Annotated in this window: 18 protein-coding genes; 11 read left to right on the top strand and 7 right to left on the bottom strand. The window is 61.5% G+C overall.

What is annotated here, in order from left to right:
• Nucleotides 1-3 precede the first annotated feature (3 nt).
• Nucleotides 4-720: a uroporphyrinogen-III C-methyltransferase gene (gene cobA / locus ACN9MZ_RS10415; RefSeq protein ID WP_426342071.1), complete on the top strand. Its 717-nt coding sequence runs from the start codon at nucleotides 4-6 to the stop codon at nucleotides 718-720.
• A gap of 31 nt (nucleotides 721-751) precedes the next feature.
• Nucleotides 752-1,486 carry a hypothetical protein gene (locus ACN9MZ_RS10410; RefSeq protein WP_426342070.1) on the top strand — a complete coding sequence of 245 codons (735 nt, stop codon included), beginning with the start codon at nucleotides 752-754 and terminating at the stop codon, nucleotides 1,484-1,486.
• Here ACN9MZ_RS10410 and ACN9MZ_RS10405 read toward each other — a convergent pair.
• The 4 genes from ACN9MZ_RS10405 to lptF are packed head-to-tail and all read right to left on the bottom strand — an operon-like array spanning nucleotide 1,483 to nucleotide 4,894.
• On the bottom strand, nucleotides 1,483-2,241 hold the full coding sequence (locus ACN9MZ_RS10405) for a carbon-nitrogen hydrolase family protein (protein ID WP_426342069.1): 759 nt from the start codon (nucleotides 2,239-2,241) through the stop codon (nucleotides 1,483-1,485). The two genes, ACN9MZ_RS10410 and ACN9MZ_RS10405, sit on opposite strands and share 4 nt — an antisense overlap.
• Nucleotides 2,231-2,611, bottom strand: a complete 381-nt coding sequence (locus ACN9MZ_RS10400; protein ID WP_426342068.1) for a sirohydrochlorin chelatase — start codon at nucleotides 2,609-2,611, stop codon at nucleotides 2,231-2,233. Before ACN9MZ_RS10400 ends, ACN9MZ_RS10405 begins: the two co-directional genes overlap by 11 nt.
• Nucleotide 2,612: 1 nt before the next feature.
• On the bottom strand, nucleotides 2,613-3,782 hold the full coding sequence (gene lptG / locus ACN9MZ_RS10395) for an LPS export ABC transporter permease LptG (protein ID WP_426342067.1): 1,170 nt from the start codon (nucleotides 3,780-3,782) through the stop codon (nucleotides 2,613-2,615).
• Complete coding sequence (gene lptF / locus ACN9MZ_RS10390) at nucleotides 3,779-4,894, bottom strand: LPS export ABC transporter permease LptF (RefSeq protein ID WP_426342066.1); 1,116 nt, start codon at nucleotides 4,892-4,894, stop codon at nucleotides 3,779-3,781. The genes lptG and lptF overlap by 4 nt, the downstream gene beginning before the upstream one ends.
• Nucleotides 4,895-4,936: 42 nt before the next feature.
• Here lptF and ACN9MZ_RS10385 point away from each other — a divergent pair, with 42 nt between their 5' ends.
• On the top strand, nucleotides 4,937-6,433 hold the full coding sequence (locus ACN9MZ_RS10385) for a leucyl aminopeptidase (RefSeq protein ID WP_426342065.1): 1,497 nt from the start codon (nucleotides 4,937-4,939) through the stop codon (nucleotides 6,431-6,433).
• Between the two features lie 58 nt (nucleotides 6,434-6,491).
• Here ACN9MZ_RS10385 and ACN9MZ_RS10380 read toward each other — a convergent pair whose 3' ends face one another.
• On the bottom strand, nucleotides 6,492-6,950 hold the full coding sequence (locus tag ACN9MZ_RS10380; protein ID WP_426342064.1) for a hypothetical protein: 459 nt from the start codon (nucleotides 6,948-6,950) through the stop codon (nucleotides 6,492-6,494).
• A 10-nt stretch (nucleotides 6,951-6,960) separates the two neighbouring features.
• Nucleotides 6,961-7,308: a hypothetical protein gene (locus tag ACN9MZ_RS10375; RefSeq protein ID WP_426342063.1), complete on the bottom strand. Its 348-nt coding sequence runs from the start codon at nucleotides 7,306-7,308 to the stop codon at nucleotides 6,961-6,963.
• A 363-nt stretch (nucleotides 7,309-7,671) separates the two neighbouring features.
• Between ACN9MZ_RS10375 and xth the strand changes: the two genes are divergently transcribed.
• Complete coding sequence (gene xth / locus ACN9MZ_RS10370) at nucleotides 7,672-8,436, top strand: exodeoxyribonuclease III (RefSeq protein WP_426342062.1); 765 nt, start codon at nucleotides 7,672-7,674, stop codon at nucleotides 8,434-8,436.
• On the opposite strand, the gene ACN9MZ_RS10365 is transcribed toward xth, so the two are convergent.
• Nucleotides 8,433-11,729 carry a sensor domain-containing protein gene (locus ACN9MZ_RS10365; RefSeq protein ID WP_426342061.1) on the bottom strand — a complete coding sequence of 1,099 codons (3,297 nt, stop codon included), beginning with the start codon at nucleotides 11,727-11,729 and terminating at the stop codon, nucleotides 8,433-8,435. The genes xth and ACN9MZ_RS10365 overlap by 4 nt on opposite strands.
• A 249-nt stretch (nucleotides 11,730-11,978) precedes the next feature.
• Between ACN9MZ_RS10365 and tssI the strand changes: the two genes are divergently transcribed.
• Genes tssI through ACN9MZ_RS10330 form a run of 7 tightly spaced genes read left to right on the top strand, consistent with a single transcriptional unit; the run spans nucleotide 11,979 to nucleotide 18,336 of the window.
• Nucleotides 11,979-14,627: a type VI secretion system tip protein TssI/VgrG gene (gene tssI / locus ACN9MZ_RS10360; RefSeq protein ID WP_426342060.1), complete on the top strand. Its 2,649-nt coding sequence runs from the start codon at nucleotides 11,979-11,981 to the stop codon at nucleotides 14,625-14,627.
• A 12-nt stretch (nucleotides 14,628-14,639) separates the two neighbouring features.
• Nucleotides 14,640-15,470, top strand: coding sequence for a DcrB-related protein (locus ACN9MZ_RS10355; protein ID WP_426342059.1), 831 nt, complete (start codon nucleotides 14,640-14,642; stop codon nucleotides 15,468-15,470).
• 2 nt (nucleotides 15,471-15,472) lie between these two features.
• Complete coding sequence (locus ACN9MZ_RS10350; protein ID WP_426342058.1) at nucleotides 15,473-16,714, top strand: PAAR domain-containing protein; 1,242 nt, start codon at nucleotides 15,473-15,475, stop codon at nucleotides 16,712-16,714.
• Nucleotides 16,715-17,098: a hypothetical protein gene (locus tag ACN9MZ_RS10345; protein WP_426342057.1), complete on the top strand. Its 384-nt coding sequence runs from the start codon at nucleotides 16,715-16,717 to the stop codon at nucleotides 17,096-17,098.
• A 51-nt stretch (nucleotides 17,099-17,149) separates the two neighbouring features.
• Complete coding sequence (locus ACN9MZ_RS10340; protein ID WP_426342056.1) at nucleotides 17,150-17,521, top strand: hypothetical protein; 372 nt, start codon at nucleotides 17,150-17,152, stop codon at nucleotides 17,519-17,521.
• On the top strand, nucleotides 17,518-17,859 hold the full coding sequence (locus ACN9MZ_RS10335; RefSeq protein WP_426342055.1) for a hypothetical protein: 342 nt from the start codon (nucleotides 17,518-17,520) through the stop codon (nucleotides 17,857-17,859). The genes ACN9MZ_RS10340 and ACN9MZ_RS10335 overlap by 4 nt, the downstream gene beginning before the upstream one ends.
• Nucleotides 17,860-17,916: 57 nt before the next feature.
• Entirely contained in the window at nucleotides 17,917-18,336 is a 420-nt protein-coding gene (locus tag ACN9MZ_RS10330) for a hypothetical protein (RefSeq protein ID WP_426342054.1), read from the top strand.
• The last annotated feature ends 35 nt before the right edge of the window (nucleotides 18,337-18,371 follow it).

Below are 18,371 nucleotides of genomic sequence, written 5' to 3'. Positions count from 1 at the left end.
CGCATGCCATACGGGAAAGTGTATTTGATTGGAGCTGGACCGGGGGCGCAGGACCTGATCACCATGCGTGGCGCACGCCTGCTGGCGCAAGCCGACGTCGTGCTGTACGACGCGCTGGTGACCGAAGAAATGCTGGAACTGTGCCCGCAGGCCGAGAAGATCTCGGTCGGCAAGCGGGCCGGCCAACGCTCCACCGCCCAGGGCGTCATCAACCAGCAACTGGTCGACTGCGCAGCGCGCTACCGCCTGGTAGTGCGCCTCAAGGGCGGCGACCCGATGCTGTTCGGCCGCGCCGACGAGGAATTGACGGCGCTCGAGCAGCACGGCATTGAAGTTGAAGTCGTTCCCGGCATTACCACTGCAGTTGCCGCCGCCGCGGCAACGCAGCAGCCGCTGACCAAGCGCGGCGTGGCGCGCAGCGTAGCTTTCTTCACCTCCTCCACCGCGCCGGGCCATCCGGAAGAACTCACTATCCCTTCCACCGACACGCTGGTGCAGTACATGGGCGGGCGCGAGGCGATCGCCACCGCCAACAATCTGCTGTCGCAGGGCCGCTCGGCGGATACGCCGGTGGTCGTGATCGAGAATGTCAGCCGCCCCGACCAGCGCGTCGAACGCATTACCCTGGCCGAGCTGGCGCATGGGCTGCCGGCCGCGCACGGGCCCGTGCTGGTCATGCTGGGCAAGGCCATGGCGCCGCGGCCGCAGCAAAAACGGTAAAATGGCGTCCTCTTGCAATGAGAGGAACAAGATGAGCCAAGCCCACGAAGTCCTGGAACGCGCCCGCAATGCGCGCCTGGCAGGCAAATACGAAGACGCCCTGCGCGACCACCTGTGGTTCCACGAGCACGCGCTAGAAGAAGATCCAACCCTGGCCGGCGTGCGCCTGTCCTTCGCCCTGCGCGACTGGATCTACCTCGCCGAACAATTCCCGCTGGCGCGCCGCGCCCTGCAGGCCATTCGCGACCGCGACACCCAGCGCATCCTGAACGGCAGCGCCACGCTGGCCCGCTTCCACGACGTCAGCGCCATCAATAGTGCGCTGGGCGAGGAGCGCGCTACCCACGACCTGTTCACCCAGATCGACGCCCAACTGCCCGAACTGGCCAGGGATTGCGCCGAACTGGCCCTGCCGGCCCTGGTCGCGGCCGAGGATTTCCAGTTGGCACGCCGCTACCTGCCCGACCCGGTGGCGCGCATCGCCACCCAGGCCAAGCGCGTCAACGACTTCGCCGAAGAACTGGCCAGGCGCGGCAACACCTCGTCTGCCCCGCAGTTGCTGGCGTTCGTGCTGAACTACACCAAGGAAGTGCGCCTGGTGGTCGAAGTGTTCCGCCGTCTGGGCGAAGATGAGGAAGTGGCCAAGGCCAGCGCCGCGGCACTCGACTCCCTGAAGTCGGAGGCATTGCGCGACGCAGTGCAGCGCGAATTCGACAATCCTGGCAGCACCATTGCCGCCATGGTCTCCCACGCCAAGGGCGCTTAAGCCACCCGGGCCGCCGCCACGGCCCGTCCCTGCCAGCGGCCAGCCACGCGGCTGGCCAGGAGCAGCCATTCGCCCTCTCCCGCCTGCACCACCATCTGCCCGCCTTCGTCCCAAAGCGCGCTGCACCCCGCAGATTGCCAGCCCCCCGTAGGACCGCCATGATTGGCCATCAGCACAGGCATGGCGTGGCGGCAGGCGTGCCCTTGCAAGATTGCGCCGTCCTTTGCATAGCCGGCTGGAGAGACCAGGACGCTGGCGGCATACAGCATGGCCCCCGCCCTGGCTGCAGCTTGCGCATGACTGGCATGCGTAAAATCGGCGCAGACAGCCAAGGCGGCCGGGACGCCATCGACGTCAAGCAAAGCGCCGCCGCTGCCGGCTGCGAACACGGTCTCCTCGCCAGCGTGAAGGTGCTGCTTGGTATATTCGGCCACGCGGCCGTCGGGCAGGAAGGACAAGGCGCCGATGTACAGCGAGCCATCGATTCGTAACGGCGCGCCGGCCACGATGATCATCCCGCTGCGCCGGGTCAGCGCGGCCAGCGGTACCAGGCGCGGGTCATCGCCACGCAGCGCCGCTGCTGCCGCAATTTCAGGCTCGTAACCTGTCAGGGAAAGTTCGGGAAATAGCGCAAGCCGCACGCCGAGCGCCGCAGCCTGGCTTGCAAGTTCCACATGGCGCGCAACATTGGCGGCGATATCACCCTTGATGGAAAGGGACTGGATTGCCGCAACCAGCGGCAAGTCAGGCGCCATTGGTCACCGAGTTGAGGCAGAAGTCCGTCATCGCGCGCAGCACCGTGGGGTCTTCCCCTACCGCGCCAACTGCGCGTATCGTCACTCCCGGATGCGCCAGGCGCATTTCGTCAAGGATCAGCGGCAGGTCGCGCAGCACATGCCCGCCCTGCCCCAGGAATACAGGAACCACCGTCACGTCGTCGATGCCCTGCGCGGCAAGCGCGGCCACCTGCTCCGGCAAGCGCGGCGACATCAATTCCAGGAAAGCCAGCGAAACATCAATGCCCGGCGCGCGCGCCGCGACCATGTCACGCAACTGTTCGAACGGCGCTGCCCAACTGGCGGAACGGGCGCCATGGGCAAACAGCACCAGCGCGCGGCCGCCCATGCTAATGGCGCTCCACCCAGTAAAGGGCACCCAGCGCCAGCAACAGGTATAGCAGGCTTGGCATCAGCGCCGTCAGGAATGCCGGCAGCGCCGACAACAATCCAATATGCGAGAACAGCGTATTCACCAGCAGGAAGCTGACGCCGATCATGATGCCGATGAAGATCTTCAGGCTCACGCCGCCGGAGCGGGTATGCAGGTAGGCGAAAGGCAGTGCCAGCGCCATCAGCACGAAGATGGCCAGCGGGTCGAACAGCTTTTTCCAGAAGGCGATCTTGAAACGCTCCGTGCCTTGCTTGTTTTCCTGCAGGTGGCGGGTGTAAACCGCCAGTTCGTTGGCCGACATATGTTCCGGATCGGATGCGGAGACCGACAGGATTTTCGGGGTGATCTCGGAAATCAGCTCCTTGCTGGCATGCCGCTGGATCTCCACCGAGCTGGTCGCCTGCGCGTAGTTATTGGCCAGATTGGCTTGCGCGCCGTCGGCCAACAATGCCGGATTGATGAAGATGTTTTCCGTCACACCATTCAGGAGCCAGGTATTGTTGCCCTTGAAAGTGGCCGTCTCGGCAAGGGTCAGCGTGCGCAGGCGGAAACGGTTGTCGAAGTCGTACAGCTTGACGCCCACCAGTTGTCCATCCGAGCGCACTTCGCGCACGTTGAAGAAGCGCGTCCCCTGCACATCGCCCGTCATGCCTGAGCTCTTGATGATGTCCTTGGTCCACATGCCAGAGCGGAACTCCGACGACACCGTAGCGCCACGGCCCATCAGGCGAACTTTTTCCGCCACCGGTGCCAGGCGCGGCGTAATCAGTTCGCCAAAGATGAAGGCAACAACGACCAGTACCAGGCCGACCTTCCCGACCATGACCGCGGCCCTGCCCGTGGACAGCGACGAGGCGCGCATGATCGTGAATTCCGAGGTCGACGCGAACTGCGCCATGGTATAGATGGTGCCGATCAGGGCGGCCACGGGCAGCACCTCGTTCACGTGCTGAGGGAGCATCGTCAGCGTGTACAAGGCAGCATGCTGCATGCCGTAGCCGTTCTTGCCGACGACTGGCAGCTCGCCGGTCAGGTCAAAGAATGCCTGCAATCCGAGCAATGCCGCCAGCGCAAAGGCAACCGCCTGCAGGATCGAGACGAAGAAATAGCGTTGCAGGATGCTCATTTGCGTGCGCCTCGCTTGAATGTTGCCCAGATCGCCCGTGGATGGTAGCGGTGATTCACGTTCAGGCGCCAGGCAAACAAAGCCAGTACTGCCAGTGCCATCGCCAGGTGCAGGGGCCACCAGCTCATGCCAAATTTGAAGTTGCCGCGCCGGATACCAGACTCGAACACGTTGATCAGGTTGTTATAAGTGAAGAAGATCAGCACTGCGAGAATGAGGTTGACCGAACTGCCCGCTCGTGGATTGACGAAACCGAGCGGAATCGCCAGCATCGACAGCGCCAGGCAGGCCAGCGGCAGCGACAGGCGCCACATCAACTCGCCCTTGGCCGCATTGGTGCCGGCGGCAATCAGCTCCAGCGTCGGAAGGGTTTTGGTCTCCTTCTGGCCATCGCCCTCGGACGACTGCCGCGAGACGCGCATGCTGTAGCGCTCAAATTCCATGCTCTGGAAATTGGCATCGCCCGGCTTGCCCTGATAGCGGCGGCCGTTCTTCAGGACCAGGTGGCGGTCTCCGGAGGGCAGCGTCTCGATTACGCCCTCGCTCGCCACCACGACGGAAGTACCCTTGGCATCAACCTGGTTGACGAACACATTGCGCACCACCGAGCTGCTGCCCGAAACGCCTTCCACGAAGAAGATGCGGTTGGCCGACGAGGATTCCCTGAACTGGCCGGGAGAAACCTTCTGCAGGTCTTCTCGCTTGGAGAAACGCTCAATATACTCGGCGCTTTTCGAGCGCGCCCACGGCGTCGCGTAAAAACTGAGCGCACCGGTCAGCAGGACCAGCGGCAAGACAAACAGGAACACCGGCCTGACGAAGCGCGTCAGGCTGACGCCTGCGGCAAACCATACCACCATCTCCGAATCCTTGTAGATGCGGGTCATCACCATCAACACGGAAATAAAACTGGTGAAAATCAGGACAATTGGCAGATAATTCAGGGCTGCGAACGCAATAAGCGCGATGACATCGCTGGACGCAACCTTGCCGCCTGCGGCTTTGCCGAGGATCGAGATCAGGGTCCACGTCAGGAGGATCGAGAACAGCACCGTAAAGGAAGCCCCGGCAGAGCTGACCAGCTCACGGCGGAGGGCGCGATGGAAAATCATTCGACGTTTATAATTCGTTCTACAAAATTAAGGAGAAACCAAATGGACTTTAGCATAAAAGCACTCGACGCCAAGAACACCATCGCCAGCGCCAAAAGCGGCTGCGTCGTGGTCGGCGTCTTCGAAAACAAGAAGCTCTCGAAAGCGGCTAAAGCCCTCGACAGCGCAGGCGAAATCACCGCCGCACTGAAATCCGGCGACATTACCGGCAAAGCCGGCACCACCTTGCTGCTGCGCGGCCTGAAAGGCGCCGCTGCGGAACGCGTGCTGCTGGTAGGCCTGGGCGCCGATGAAGCAGTCGCCGAAAAAGCCATCGGCTCCGCGATCAATTCCGCCATCAAGGCGCTGGGCACCGTCGCATCTGCGGACGCTATTATCGCATTGCCTCTGGAAGAAGTGAAAGGCCGCGACGCCAACTGGGCGATCCGTTGCGCAGTGCTGGCCGGGCGCGACGCCGTGTACCGTACCGACGCGCAGAAATCCAGGAAAGACCCTGCCTGGGCCGGCCCGGGGAAAGTGGCCCTGGCCGTGGCGAACAACGCCGGCAACAAGCTGGCGCTGTCGCAAGCGGTTGCCATCGCCAACGGCATGGAACTGACCAAGGACCTGGGTAACCTGTCCGCCAACGTCTGCACTCCGACCTACCTGGCCAACGTCGCCAAGAAGCTGGGCAAGGACTTCGGCTTTGAAGTCGAAATCCTGGACCGCAAGCAGATGGAAGCCCTGAAGATGGGCTCCTTCCTGTCCGTCACCAATGGCTCCGAGCAGGCGCCCAAGTTCATCGTCCTGAAACACAAGGGCGGCAAGGCCAAGGATGCGCCGACCGTGCTGGTGGGCAAGGGCATCACCTTCGACACCGGCGGCATTTCGATCAAGGCCGGTCCCGGCATGGACGAGATGAAATACGATATGTGTGGCGCCGGCTCCGTGCTGGGCACCTTCCGCGCCATCGGCGAAATGGGCCTGAAGTCCAACGTAGTGGGCATCGTCGCTGCATGCGAAAACATGCCGTCGGGCCGCGCCACCAAGCCGGGCGACATCGTCACCTCGATGAACGGCCTGACCATCGAAATCCTGAACACCGACGCCGAAGGCCGCCTGATCCTGTGCGACGCCCTGACCTACGCCGAGCGCTTCAACCCGGCCGCCGTGATCGACGTAGCGACCCTGACCGGCGCCTGCATCGTCGCCCTGGGCCATCACAATAGCGGCGTGTTCGCGCGCGACGACGAAGCTGGCAATGCGCTGGCCGACGCCCTGATGGCATCGGGCAAGGCCACCGGCGACACCGCATGGCGCCTGCCGATCGGCGAGCAGTACAACGAACAGTTGAAGTCGAACTTCGCAGACCTGGCCAATATCGGCTCCCCAGGCGGCGCATCGTGCACCGCTGCCGCCTTCCTGGAAAACTTCACCCGCAAGTATCCATGGGCGCACGTCGACATCGCCGGCACCGCATGGAAATCGGGTGCTGCCAAAGGCGCCACCGGCCGTCCAGTGCCGCTGCTGACCAACTTCCTGATCGGCCGCGCCGGTTAATCGGCAAATAAAATGGGGGCGTGCCCTTTAAAAAGGGTACGCCCCCATTTTTTTGCTTTTAATAGATCGACGAGGTCGGCGCCGGCTGCTGCGGCGGCGCACCGCGCGCGGCGGCGCCCTCCCCGCGCTGCAGGACGACAGTCAGTGTGGAAGGCAGGTCAAAGCCGGCGCCAGTCTGCTTGTCGACTATCTGGCCGGCGCCGAGCGTGAAGATGATGTTGCCCCACTTGGAGGCGTTCTGGCGCGCTTCGATCTGGTCATAAGCCCAGACGTCTTCGCGGCGGCAATCCACCACCAGCGGCTGGGTGCTCTTGTGCACCGTCACCCGCCCGGGGGAAGTAACGAACCAGCGCCCCCTGTCATTGGAGAGCACGCAGCCGATGGCCGACACCTGCTGGTGATCCAGCACGGTTTGCACCAGCACCGACTGCTCGGTCGAGTCGAACAACGTGGCGCAGCCGACCAACGCCGCTGCGCACAGCGCAGCGAACACAGATCGGCTCAGCCTGGATGGCATGCAGTCGGGCTCAGTCGGCCGACTGGCCTCTTTTCTGACGCAGCCCCTGGATGACATGCATGATGTCGTCCATGCTGTTGGCGCCGATGCCCTGGAACGCATCGAGGACTTCGTTCAGGACTTCGTTACGCACCTCGGCGTCAGCAGTAGCAATCGCTTGCGGGCGCTGGGACGCTGCGCGGGTGCTTGCCTCGCGGGCCGACTTGCGGCCGCTTGGCGATTTGCCATGTTCCAACGCCGCTTGCCAGATCAGCCAACGACGTTGTGTCTCATAGACCAGATACTCTTCTGGCTTGTCTTCGCGCCGACGGACGATTTGGCCGTCCTTCTGCGCCCATGCTTCGAATGCAGATCGCATGTGTATTCCTTTAGTTTGCAGTGCTCGTTAAATCGGAATTAGTTTCCCTATATTACCACTTATTGACGCAGGACAACATTCAAATCCGTTGTAAATAAGCAAAATCACCCAGCTTCGTGGAAACAACTTCGATACCAACCTTGTAATTATATTGACATTTACGGTTGTTGATACCGTAATTTTAGTACCAATCTGATAACTATGAAGCACTATTGGAAATTATTTTTACGGCGACACCTTTTTGCGACAAGAAAGCACAATTTTGATGTCACCGTAGAATCATTGTTTGGCTCAAATACGACAGCTTCCCATAGCATAGTGAGTATTGATAAGATCTGCCCCCACCTGATTAGAAAGACTGACATGAAATTAGCCACCTGGAATGTTAACTCATTGAACGTTCGCTTGCCGCACGTTACGAAATGGCTGGGCGAAAATCCGGTCGACGTGCTTTGCATCCAGGAAACCAAGCTTACCGACGACAAGTTCCCGGTCCGCGAGATCGAGGAGATGGGCTACCAGGTGGCCTTCAGCGGCCAGAAAACCTACAACGGCGTCGCCATCCTGTCGCGCCACCCGATGGAAGACGTGGTCAAGAACAATCCGCGCTACCCGGACGAACAGCAGCGCATCCTGGCCGCCACCATCAACGGCATTCGCGTGGTCAGTGCCTATGTGCCAAACGGCCAGGCGCTGGATTCGGACAAGTACACCTATAAACTGGGCTGGCTGGCCAGCTTCCGCGACTGGCTGGGCGAAGAAATGGCGCGCAACCCGCACCTGGCCGTACTGGGCGACTACAACATCGTGCCCGATATCCGCGACACGCACGACCCGGCGATGGAAGGCGACATCTTTTGCTCGGACAAGGAGCGCGCCGCCCTGCAAGCCTTGTTCGAACTCGGCCTGCACGATTCCTTCCGCCTGTTCGAACAGCCGGAGAAGGCTTTCTCGTGGTGGGATTACCGCATGCTGGGCTTCCAGAAGAACAAAGGCCTGCGCATCGACCACGTGCTGCTGTCCGCGCCGCTGAAGGAGCGCTGCGTTTCCTGCGTGATCGACCGCGCACCGCGCAAATGGCAGCAACCCTCCGACCACGCGCCGGTGATTGCAACTCTGGGCGCTTAAGCGGCCTGGCGTTCCATCATGAGCTGGGCGCGCACGCCCAGCACCGGTTTCGAGAACAGGTAGCCCTGGGCATAAGTACAGCCTTGCTCGCGCAATAGCTGGAACTGCCCTTCCGTCTCCACCCCCTCCGCTACCACCGACAGCTGCAGGCTGTCGGACAGCGCGATGATCGCGGCCACGATGGCGCGGTCCTCCGCACTTTGCTCCAGGTCCTTGATGAAGGCGCGGTCGATCTTGATCTTGCGCACCGGGAAGCGCTTCAGGTAAGCCAGCGAAGAATAACCGGTGCCAAAGTCGTCGATCGACAGCCGGATCCCCATTGCATTGATCTGGCCCAGGATAGCCAGCGTCTGTTCGCCATGCTGCATCAGCGCTGTTTCGGTGATTTCGAATTCAATCAGCGCCGGATCGATGCCCGTGTCTTCCAGCGTGCGGCGGATCGAATCGACCAGGCCACGGTGCATGAACTGCCGCGCCGACAGGTTGATCGCCATCGGCACCGGCGCCATGCCCTGGCGCTGCCATTCCATGCTTTGCTCGCAGGCGCGCCGCAACACCCATTCGCCGATCGGCACGATCAACCCATTTTCCTCGATCAGAGGGATGAACTGGTCTGGCATCACCAGCCCGCCGGCCGGGCGGCGCCAGCGCAGCAGCACCTCCAGCGTGGCCAGGCGGCGTGTGGCGATATCCATGATCGGCTGGTAGTGCAATTCGAACTGGCCGAGCTGCAGCGCCGAACGCAGCGCGCTCTCCATTTCGAAATGCAGGGCCGCCGCCGTGTTCATCTCTTCGTTGAAGTATTGGTAGTTGTTGCGCCCGGAAGCCTTGGCGTGATACATGGCCGCATCGGCATTGCGCATCAGGGTGGCGACGTCGCTGCCGTCGTCGGGATAAGTGCAGATGCCGATCGACGGCGTGATATGCAGCAGGCGCCCTTCCAGCGCAATTGGCTCGGACAGCAGATCGATTATTTTTTGCGCGACGTGGCTCGATTCGTCCGTGCTTTGGATGCCGGGCAGCAGCACCACGAATTCGTCGCCGCCCAGGCGCGCTACGGTATCGCTGGCGCGCACCGCGCCCACCAGGCGCCTCGCCACTTCCTTCAGCAAGGCGTCGCCGGTCATGTGGCCCAGCGAATCGTTGATGGTTTTGAAGCGGTCGAGATCGATGAACATTACAGCCAGGCGACGCCCCGAACGTTGCGCGGCCAGCATGGCGCGATCCAGGCGATCGGCCAGCAGTGCGCGGTTGGGCAGGCCGGTCAGGCTGTCGTGGTAGGCCATATGGTGCACGCGGGCCTCGGCCTGGCGGCGCTCCACGATTTCAGCCTGCAGTTGCGCGTTGGCGCCGGCCAGTTCGGCGGTGCGCTCCAGCACTCGCACCTCCAGTTCGTCGCGCGCACGGCGCACTGCTTCGGCGGCTTCGCGGCGTGAGGTCACGTCGTCGATCAGCCATACCGAGCGGCCCTTGGGATCGGCCATGTCGAAGGGACGTCCCGAAAGGCGGGCCCAGAATCTGCTGCCATTCTTGCGCACAAGCTGGTATTCGTAGGAGCTGGCATGGCCGGCCAGGAAGTCCTTTTCGGTCGCCTTGCGCGCCGCGTCCCAGGCAGCCAGGTCGGGGTAGAAGGTCTGCACGCTGACGCCAGCCATTTCGCCCGGGCCGTAGCCGAACAACTCTTCCATCTTGGCGTTGCAGCGCAGATTGCGGCCCTTCTCGCAGACGGAAATGCCCATCACCGCGCTGTCCAGGATTGCCTGGTTTTCCAGCAAGGCATTGCGCAGCGATTCCTCGTCATGCTTTTGCGCGGTGCGATCCTCGATGATCCAGATCGTGCCCTGGGTCGGATCTTCCGGATTCACGACATAGCCGATCAGTTGCGCCCAGAAGTCGCTGCCGTCCTTGCGGCGCATCAGCGTTTCGCAATGGAAGTGCTTGCCCTGGCTAAGCAGAGGGCCGGCAATGGCGCCGACCCGATGATAGGTTTCGTCGTCCGGATAAATGGCGCGGCCCGGCATGCCAAGCGCTTCCTCGCCCTGGTAGCCGAACATGTCGGCAAAGCCGCGGTTATAGCGCGTGATCAGGCGGTTCTTGGTAAACAGAATGGAGATCGAGGCATTGGTCATGATGGCCTCGACTTCCATCTGGGTCTGGCGCGAAACGGTCACGTCTTCCAGTATCCAGATGGTGCCGCCTGCGTTGTGCTCCTGGTCCACGGCCTGGGCGCGCACGCGGCACCAGATGATGCTGCCGTCCTTGCGCACCAGCTGGCATTCGCGCAGTTCGAACAGCTGGCCCGCAGCGAGCAAGGGGCCCGCCTGCAGGCCGAAGGCCGTGTGCTGCTCCACGTTTTCAAATAGCTGCGAAGCGTGTCGGCCGCGCAGTTCTTCCAGCGTATAGCCGAACATTTCAGCCATGCGCGGGTTGACCGTCATGATTTCCTGGTTCTTGGTGAACAGGATGCCGACCGAGGCATTGTCCAGGATCGCCTTCTGCTCGCGCAGCAGGCGGCCCATTGCTTCGTTCGCCATGCGCTGCTCGTTGATGTCTTCCAGGATAAACACTGTGCCTTCGCGGGCATCGGCCGGGTCCAGCGCACGGCCGTTGGAACGGCACCAGAACAGGCTGCCGTCGCGGCGCCGCAATTGCAGCTCCAGCGTCAGCGGCGTGCCTTTCGCCAGCATCGGGAAGTACTCGGTGCGGATGCGCAGCGCTTCTTCCGGCGTCGAGTACAGGATTTCGCTTGGCGCGCCTTCCAGTTCCTGGCGTGCATAGCCGAACATTTCGGCAGCGCGCATATTGCACTCGACGATATAGCCGTTCTTGGCAAGGATGATGCCGACTGCCGCATTTTCCAGGATGGCCTGCTGCTCCAGCATGGCCTTGCGCAGCGCACGCTGGTCGCGCTGGGCGCTGCTGATATCGTTGAAGATGATGGTGGCACCGCCATCCAGCCCGCCCGGCAGCGCCTTCACGGTCAGTTGCACTGCGACGTAATTGCCGCTGGCGTTGGTGAGCACACTGTCCCATTTGGGCGCTGTGCGCGGCGCCATGTTCGGCAATGCCGCAGATACTACCAGCGCGGCATTCAACTGCGCATTCGCTTCGGCGCGGACATGGCGGGCAAACATTTCCACGACGTTGCGGCCGCGCGGATCGGATTGCAGCAAAGCGTCGAATTCGGCGTTGGAAGCGAACACCAGGCCCTCCGCATCGCAGGCGCAGGCTGGCATTCCGACCAATTGCAAGGCATTGGCCACAACTTCAACATTACTCGAAACAGAATTCATGTACGCCTGGACTCCGGGGGTATCCAGCCGATCATAGCGTACAAAACTGGCTCGTCAAAGAAAAGGCCGGACTTGCTGACATTGTTACAACAAAAACATGTCTTTTTGCCGCCACGCAGTAATCCACCATCCAGTTTCAACCGTGCGAAGTAATTCGGCGCAATTTGGTATCGTCCGCAAGTTTGCTTATTTGATAAGTACGTTGAAGACGCGCTTGTCGCAACTTGATAATTGATAGGAGTTGCCTGAATGTCGTTTGGACCATTGGATGGCAAGACAGCATTGGCGTCGTCGCCCTTGGGCGAAACGCCTGGCGCATCGACGCTGGTCGGCAAGCTGGCCGACAACATCGTACCCACTGCAGTTGAGATGGCGGCGCAAGACAAAATCCCACCCGCCGCTGCGCAACTGGCGCAAACGGCGATCGGCGGACTTGGGACAGGATTTGGCACGAACGCAAGCGGCGACGCGCCTGCCGCAGCGCCGGCAAGTGCGCTGGCGCAAGGCGCGACCACCCTGGCCGTGCAAAGCCTCGGCAGCATGCTCGCGCCGGAAAAGGCGCCGCTTGCCGAGGAGGCGCTGACCGCCGGCTCCCAGGCCGTCCGGCTCAACGCTGCCGAAGGCCGTGCCCCCGAGCCTGGTGCCGCGGGGACGTACGCTGCCGAACAAGCCGCGCCCGTCGCCACGTCGGCCGTTGCCAGGGCGCTGCAAATCGAAGAACACCCGCTGGCCGGCCTGGCCATCAAGGACTTCATGTCGCCGGCCCCGGAATATGCGCCGGCCGTCATGAAGCCGCACCTGGCGGCATTGCAGGAGGCAGTTGGCAGCGGCCCCTTTGCCGCATTCCACGAAGGCAGCCGCCTGCTGCGCCTTTACTCGCCGCTGGAGGGCGACAAGGCCCTGCTGGTCGAGACAGTCACCGGCGAAGCCAGGCTGTCGTCGCCTTACCGCTTCACGCTAGGCCTGCTCTCCAAGAGCTCCAGCATCGACCTGCAAGACCTGCTGGGCAAGAACGTCAGCGTCGGCGTGCGCCTGGCCGACGGCAGCGAGCATTTCATCAACGGCTATGTCAATGTATTCGGATTCACCCGATCGGATGGCGGGTTCGCCTTCTACCACGCCGAAATCGTCCCCTGGCTGGCCTTCCTGCAGCGCCGCACCAACTCGCGGATCTTCCAGGACGCCAGCGTGGTCGACGTGCTGACGCAGATCTTCAGCTCCGACTACGGCAGCCTGGCGGCCTACGAATTCCGCACCGCCAGGACCTACCTGCCGGAAAACTACATCGTCCAGTACGACGAAACCGACGAGCATTTCGCCAGCCGCCTGATGGAGAAGTACGGCCTGTTCTACTACTTCGAGCACAGCGAAGAGGGCCACGTCATGGTGATCAGCGACGACTCGCGCGACAGCTCGTTCTGCCCGCCGCAGTCGGCACATGCCGACATCGAATTCAATGGCGGCAACCGCTGGCACGACCGCGATGCCGTCACGGCCTTCACCGCACGGCGCGTGCTGCAACCGACCAAGGTCGCCCTCAATACCTTCGACTTCAAGTCGCCCAACACGGTGCAATATGTGGAATTGCCGACCGCCGCGCGACAGGGTGATGTGCCGACGCTCGAGGTCTACGACGGCAACCCGGCGTTCTCCTACAAGGACCGCGACAGCGGCGAACGCGAGGCGCAGCTGCGCATGGAAGCCATGGAATGGCAGGCCAAGCTGTTTGCCGGCGAATCCGATTGCCGCGGCCTGGCGCCGGGCCACAGCTTCAAGCTGCACGGCCACCACTGGTTCGACGTCACCGACGAAAAGGACAACGATTTCCTGGTCATCGGCGTGCAAATCAACTGCCGCAATAATTTCTTCGGCAGCGACCAGAGCGACGTCTACCGCAACAGCTTCACGGCGATCCGCCGCAAGATCCCCTATCGCCCGGTGCGCGAGCATCGTTCGCCGCGCATGCCGGGCCCGCAGACCGCCACCGTGGTCGGCCCCAAGGGGCAGGAAATCCACACCGACCAGTATGGCCGCATCAAGGTGCAGTTCCACTGGGACCGCTACGGCCGCCGCGACGAAGCCAGTTCCTGCTGGATCCGCGTTTCGCAGCCGTGGGCCGGCAAGGGCTGGGGCACGGTTTCCATCCCGCGCATCGGGCAGGAAGTACTGATCGACTACCTGGAAGGCGATCCGGACCGCCCGGTTTGTACCGGCCGCCTGTTCAACGCCGACCAGCCGGCGCCTTACGCCCTGCCCGGCGGCGCCCATATGATGGGATTCAAGAGCCGCTCCACGCCGGGCGGTGGCGGCTACAGCGAAATGGTGATCCACGACTCCAAGGGCTCGGAGCTGATCAACATCCACGCGCAGAAGGACATGGTCACGACCGTACAGAATGCGCACGCGACGACCGTCAATGGCCCGCACCAGACCAACACGGTGAGCCAGGGCTACCAGCGCAACACGGTCAAGCAGCAGATCGAAATCGTTTCCGAGACATCCTATATCGACCAGCGGGCCAAGCAGCATATCGCTCTGACGGCGGAGACCGAACACATCGCCCTGACCGCGAAAAAATATGTCGAAGTAGTGGCGCAGACGGAGCATATCGGCGCCACGGCAAAAAAATTCGTGGAACTCAAGGCGGAGACGGAACACATTGCCGCCACGGCGAAAAAGCACATCCAGCTAAAAGCCGAAACCGAGCACGTGGAAGTGGGCGCCAGCAAATTTGTCGACATTAAATCCGACACCCAGCACATTCACCTGACGGCCAACACCGACATCACGCTGCAGGTCGGCGCCAGCAAGATCGAACTGCGCGCCGACGGCACCATCACGATCCAGGGCAAGTATGTCGACATCGTCGGTAGCGACCGTATCGACCTGAACAAGTAGGAGCCGACAACCATGCAATATCACACCAACAGCGCCACCTTCGAGCTTCCGGCACCGCTCAAGGACAAGTCCATGCACATGTTCGTCGTACGCGACGACGGGCCCAGTGAATTCAGCGTAGTGATCACCCAAGCCGACGTTCAGCGGGAAGAGAGCCTGGCCGACTTCGGCGACCGCCTGCAAAAGGAACTGGGCCGCGCCCTGCCCCGCTTCCAGCTGCGGGGCCTGAAGGAATGCCAGGTCGGTGGCTCGCCGGCGATCGAGCTGGCCTATAGCTGGCGCAAGGACGGCAACTTCATGCACCAGCGCCAGGCCATCGTGCTGGTCGAAGGGCCAGCACCCGGCACGCGGCAAGCCATGATGGTCGCCGCCACCTGCCTGAATGCCTTCAGCGACGAATGGAACGCAGCGTTCGACGGCCTCCTCGCCAGCATGACGCTGCGCAATCCCTTGAGCGTGGCCGCGGCAGCCCCAAAACGCAAAGTCGTAGTGGCCACGCAGCCCTATACCTTCGCGCTTTCGGCCCGCCGGCGCAGCCTGCACGTCTTCGCAAACCAGGGCGAGGCCAGCCGCAGGACCGATCCGCGCGAAGTGGAGCTGGAAACCTGGGCCTTTTTCGACGCTGCCGGCAACCGTCTGCAGCCGCATTTCACGGCGCCCAATTCCTACGATCCGGGGCTGCGCAACACAGGCACGTACCAGCTCGCCGCCCACTCCGATCCTGATGCGGCCACCCTGCTCGACAACCTGCACCTGGCGGCCATCTACGATCCCCCGATGGACATCCCGGGCCTTCCGCACCTCGATGCGGTGCGCAGCTTCCTCGAGCAGCAGGCAAGCTAGCCATGGCGCAGGCTGCCGCAAGGCTGAATGACCCAATCGGCCATAGCCCGACCATGAGTTGGCTGCTGGCCGGCGTGATCGCCGCCGCGGCCATCGCCGTGACGGCGGTTGCTGTCGTCGGCACTGGCGGCCTGGCTGCCGCTGCCATCATTGGCGGCGCTGCCGCCGCCGGCGGCGGCATCGGCGAAGTATTGAGCACCATGAGTTGGGCGCCCAAGGAAGAAGTGGGAAATATAACCACGACTGGCTCGCCCAATGTCTTCACCAACAGCCTGCGCGCCATACGTGCCCATCTCGACACGGCAAAATGCGACAAGCATACGGACACTGAAAAGGTGGCGACCGGCAGCAATAAGGTGTTCATCAACAGCTGGCCTGCCGCGCGTGTCGACGACAAGACGACCTGCAGCGCCACCATCACCAAGGGTTCTCCCAACGTGAACATCGGCGGCGAGACTGTGCAGACCGACGAAATTCACGCCGAAGACCTGGTGCCCACCTGGGTACATGTGACCATGTTCGTCGTGGGGGCAGGCGCTGCATTTGTCTTGGCGGCGCCCCTCGTAGCTATTGGCGGCCTTGCCGGCGGCATACTTGGTGGCATGGGCGGCAGTTGGGTGGGTGGAAAAGTCTTTGGCGAAGGGTCCGATGGACAGAAGTGGTCGATGTTAGGCGGCGGTTTGCTGGGTGGCTTGTTGGGTGCCAAAAGCGGCAAGCTCTGGTCTCCAAAGAGTCCTGCAGGCGAACCGACTGTTAATACCAACCCGGCCCGCAACCCGCTGAAGGACGATGCGATGCCGCGCGATGGGGACCGCTTGGTGGTCAACCAGGGGCGGGTACCGACCTGCGGCCATAATTCCTGCGGCATGGTCCTGGACACGATGGGAAAACCCGTTGAGATTGGCGCGCTGATTGAACGCATCCCACCCGGCAAGGATGGCATTTATCCGCAGGACGTCGTTGCCCTGTTCAAGTCCGAAGGCGTTCGCGCCAATTACAGGACTGGGCGCAACGTGAATGACCTGGCACGTTATACTAAGGATGGAACACCTGTCGTTGCTGTCATTGAAGATAGAACGGGCGGTTCCAGCTTCCGTCACTTCATCGTTGTCGATGGCGTGACGACGAGGAACGGCGTACCGGTTGTTGCGATCCGGGACCCTCACGGCAAGCAGTATTTCAGCCCGGTTAGCACATTTGAGAAAAACTATACGCGGGAAGTCATAGTACCGAGGAGTAAATAAGTGAGTCTGCAGTTAAACATTTCTCTGCCCAAGAACCTGGTCACCGCTGACCTGATCCGGCAAAAGAATATCCCGTGCCTATGTAAAGTAGCCAAGGAATTCGAGATCGAATTCATGGACCCGCTGCCAGAGGCGACCGGCGTGGTTCAGGGCTGGGACAGGCGATTGCTCGAGGAACGTGCTGTCGCCGGCGCGGGAGGGCTTTATACGCACTATGCATTTGGTCTCGTGACCCTCGACCAGGTACAGCCGGACGTTTACAGGATCGTCGATTTGGCGTTCTTTAACAGAATCTTTGGTTGGTGCCCGATCCTGGAAAACGGAGACTACGCTCCCCCAGGAAAATTCTCTGATGATGACGAAGAAGACGATATCGGAAGATGAGGGCCAGCACTAAGCAGATACGATGCACTGCTAAGAGCTCCAGGAGAAGTAGTGAGTTTGTACCTGCAAATTGATTTGCCAAAGAACCTCAGTTCGGAAGAAGTGACCCGGCAAAAGAACATCCCTTGCCTTTGCAAGGTAGCCGAGGAATTCGAGATCGAATTTTTGGATCCATTACCGGGATCGACAGGTGTGGTGCAGGGCTGGGATTGGAAGCTGCTTCACGAGCGGGTTAATTCGGGCATTGGCGGTCTGTACACCCACTACACGTTTGGCATGGTGACCCTGGAATTTGCGCAGCCGGGCATTTACAAGATCATCGACGTGGCCATGTTCGACACAAGCTTTGGCTGGTGTCCGGTACTAGAGAACGGGGAATATGGCCCTCCTGGAAAGTTCTATGATGAAGACGATATCGGATGATGAGTACAGGTGAATTTGAAAGACTGCTTGGTAATGAAAGCTCTCCCTGGTTTGAATACAACCTGGAGATCGCTAGCGAAGCCTTGAATGAATTTACCTCCGATGATTGGAGCGACCTGCAGTCCAGGGTCCTGTCATTTTCCGCATGCCTTCAGGAGCGCTGTGCCGAGGCAGTTGACGAGTCCAGGAGCAACGATGGAATTGGCGTTTTGACGACGCTGCTTATGTCATCGTCCTGCCTCGATGTCGCGGCAATCGCTGCCAGCCAACTAGACGATATGGAGGTCAACTGCCAGTTTCCCTGCGAGGAAGGCTGCAGCAATTACTGGATCAGTTGACCTCTCGCCACAGCACGCGTGCAGAAGACGTGCAAGGTCTGATCTCGGTCTGTTCGGATGAACTACACGCTGAAAAATTATGATGCCCTGCTGAGGGTCGTGCGCGAATGCGATGACTACTGGGCTGACGTCGGTATCCTCGACGCCATTGCCTTCCTGGAGGCATTTTCCGACGAAGAGTGGATCATGCTGCAAGACCTGCTGGCAGAACGCCCCCGGCTCTGGCAGCGCTCATGCGCAGAAACGCTCAGCGAAGTCACGAATCAGACTCGGAGTTTCGATTTACTGCTTCGGCTGATGCAAGAGGGAGTCGATGAGGTGACGATCGCCGCGCTCGACTCGATCAATGCCCTGGCCTGCTACGGCCTGGACATCAGCGGCCAAGCCACGCAACTGCGGAGCGCCATCGCCAAAGCAAGATCCAACGCCGGTGCGGCGGTGTCCCGCATCCTGGATACGCTCTCACGGCAGCTTTAAGTTGCGCGCCTGGCCGGCAGCCGGGCGCGCAAGGC

Source organism: Pseudoduganella sp. S-14 (genome assembly GCF_049913285.1).
Classification (GTDB): domain Bacteria; phylum Pseudomonadota; class Gammaproteobacteria; order Burkholderiales; family Burkholderiaceae_D; genus Rugamonas.
Note: the sequence above shows the minus strand (reverse complement) of the source record. Positions and strands in the feature narration are given on the sequence as shown.

Bases quoted from the DNA above. Each gene is read 5' to 3' on its own strand.
- cobA (WP_426342071.1), top strand. From the start codon at position 4: ATGCCATACGGGAAAGTGTATTTGATTGGAGCTGGACCGGGGGCGCAG.
- ACN9MZ_RS10410 (WP_426342070.1), top strand. From the start codon at position 752: ATGAGCCAAGCCCACGAAGTCCTGGAACGCGCCCGCAATGCGCGCCTG.
- ACN9MZ_RS10405 (WP_426342069.1), bottom strand. From the start codon at position 2,241: ATGGCGCCTGACTTGCCGCTGGTTGCGGCAATCCAGTCCCTTTCCATC.
- ACN9MZ_RS10400 (WP_426342068.1), bottom strand. From the start codon at position 2,611: ATGGGCGGCCGCGCGCTGGTGCTGTTTGCCCATGGCGCCCGTTCCGCC.
- lptG (WP_426342067.1), bottom strand. From the start codon at position 3,782: ATGAGCATCCTGCAACGCTATTTCTTCGTCTCGATCCTGCAGGCGGTT.
- lptF (WP_426342066.1), bottom strand. From the start codon at position 4,894: ATGATTTTCCATCGCGCCCTCCGCCGTGAGCTGGTCAGCTCTGCCGGG.
- ACN9MZ_RS10385 (WP_426342065.1), top strand. From the start codon at position 4,937: ATGGACTTTAGCATAAAAGCACTCGACGCCAAGAACACCATCGCCAGC.
- ACN9MZ_RS10380 (WP_426342064.1), bottom strand. From the start codon at position 6,950: ATGCCATCCAGGCTGAGCCGATCTGTGTTCGCTGCGCTGTGCGCAGCG.
- ACN9MZ_RS10375 (WP_426342063.1), bottom strand. From the start codon at position 7,308: ATGCGATCTGCATTCGAAGCATGGGCGCAGAAGGACGGCCAAATCGTC.
- xth (WP_426342062.1), top strand. From the start codon at position 7,672: ATGAAATTAGCCACCTGGAATGTTAACTCATTGAACGTTCGCTTGCCG.
- ACN9MZ_RS10365 (WP_426342061.1), bottom strand. From the start codon at position 11,729: ATGAATTCTGTTTCGAGTAATGTTGAAGTTGTGGCCAATGCCTTGCAA.
- tssI (WP_426342060.1), top strand. From the start codon at position 11,979: ATGTCGTTTGGACCATTGGATGGCAAGACAGCATTGGCGTCGTCGCCC.
- ACN9MZ_RS10355 (WP_426342059.1), top strand. From the start codon at position 14,640: ATGCAATATCACACCAACAGCGCCACCTTCGAGCTTCCGGCACCGCTC.
- ACN9MZ_RS10350 (WP_426342058.1), top strand. From the start codon at position 15,473: ATGGCGCAGGCTGCCGCAAGGCTGAATGACCCAATCGGCCATAGCCCG.
- ACN9MZ_RS10335 (WP_426342055.1), top strand. From the start codon at position 17,518: ATGATGAGTACAGGTGAATTTGAAAGACTGCTTGGTAATGAAAGCTCT.
- ACN9MZ_RS10330 (WP_426342054.1), top strand. From the start codon at position 17,917: ATGAACTACACGCTGAAAAATTATGATGCCCTGCTGAGGGTCGTGCGC.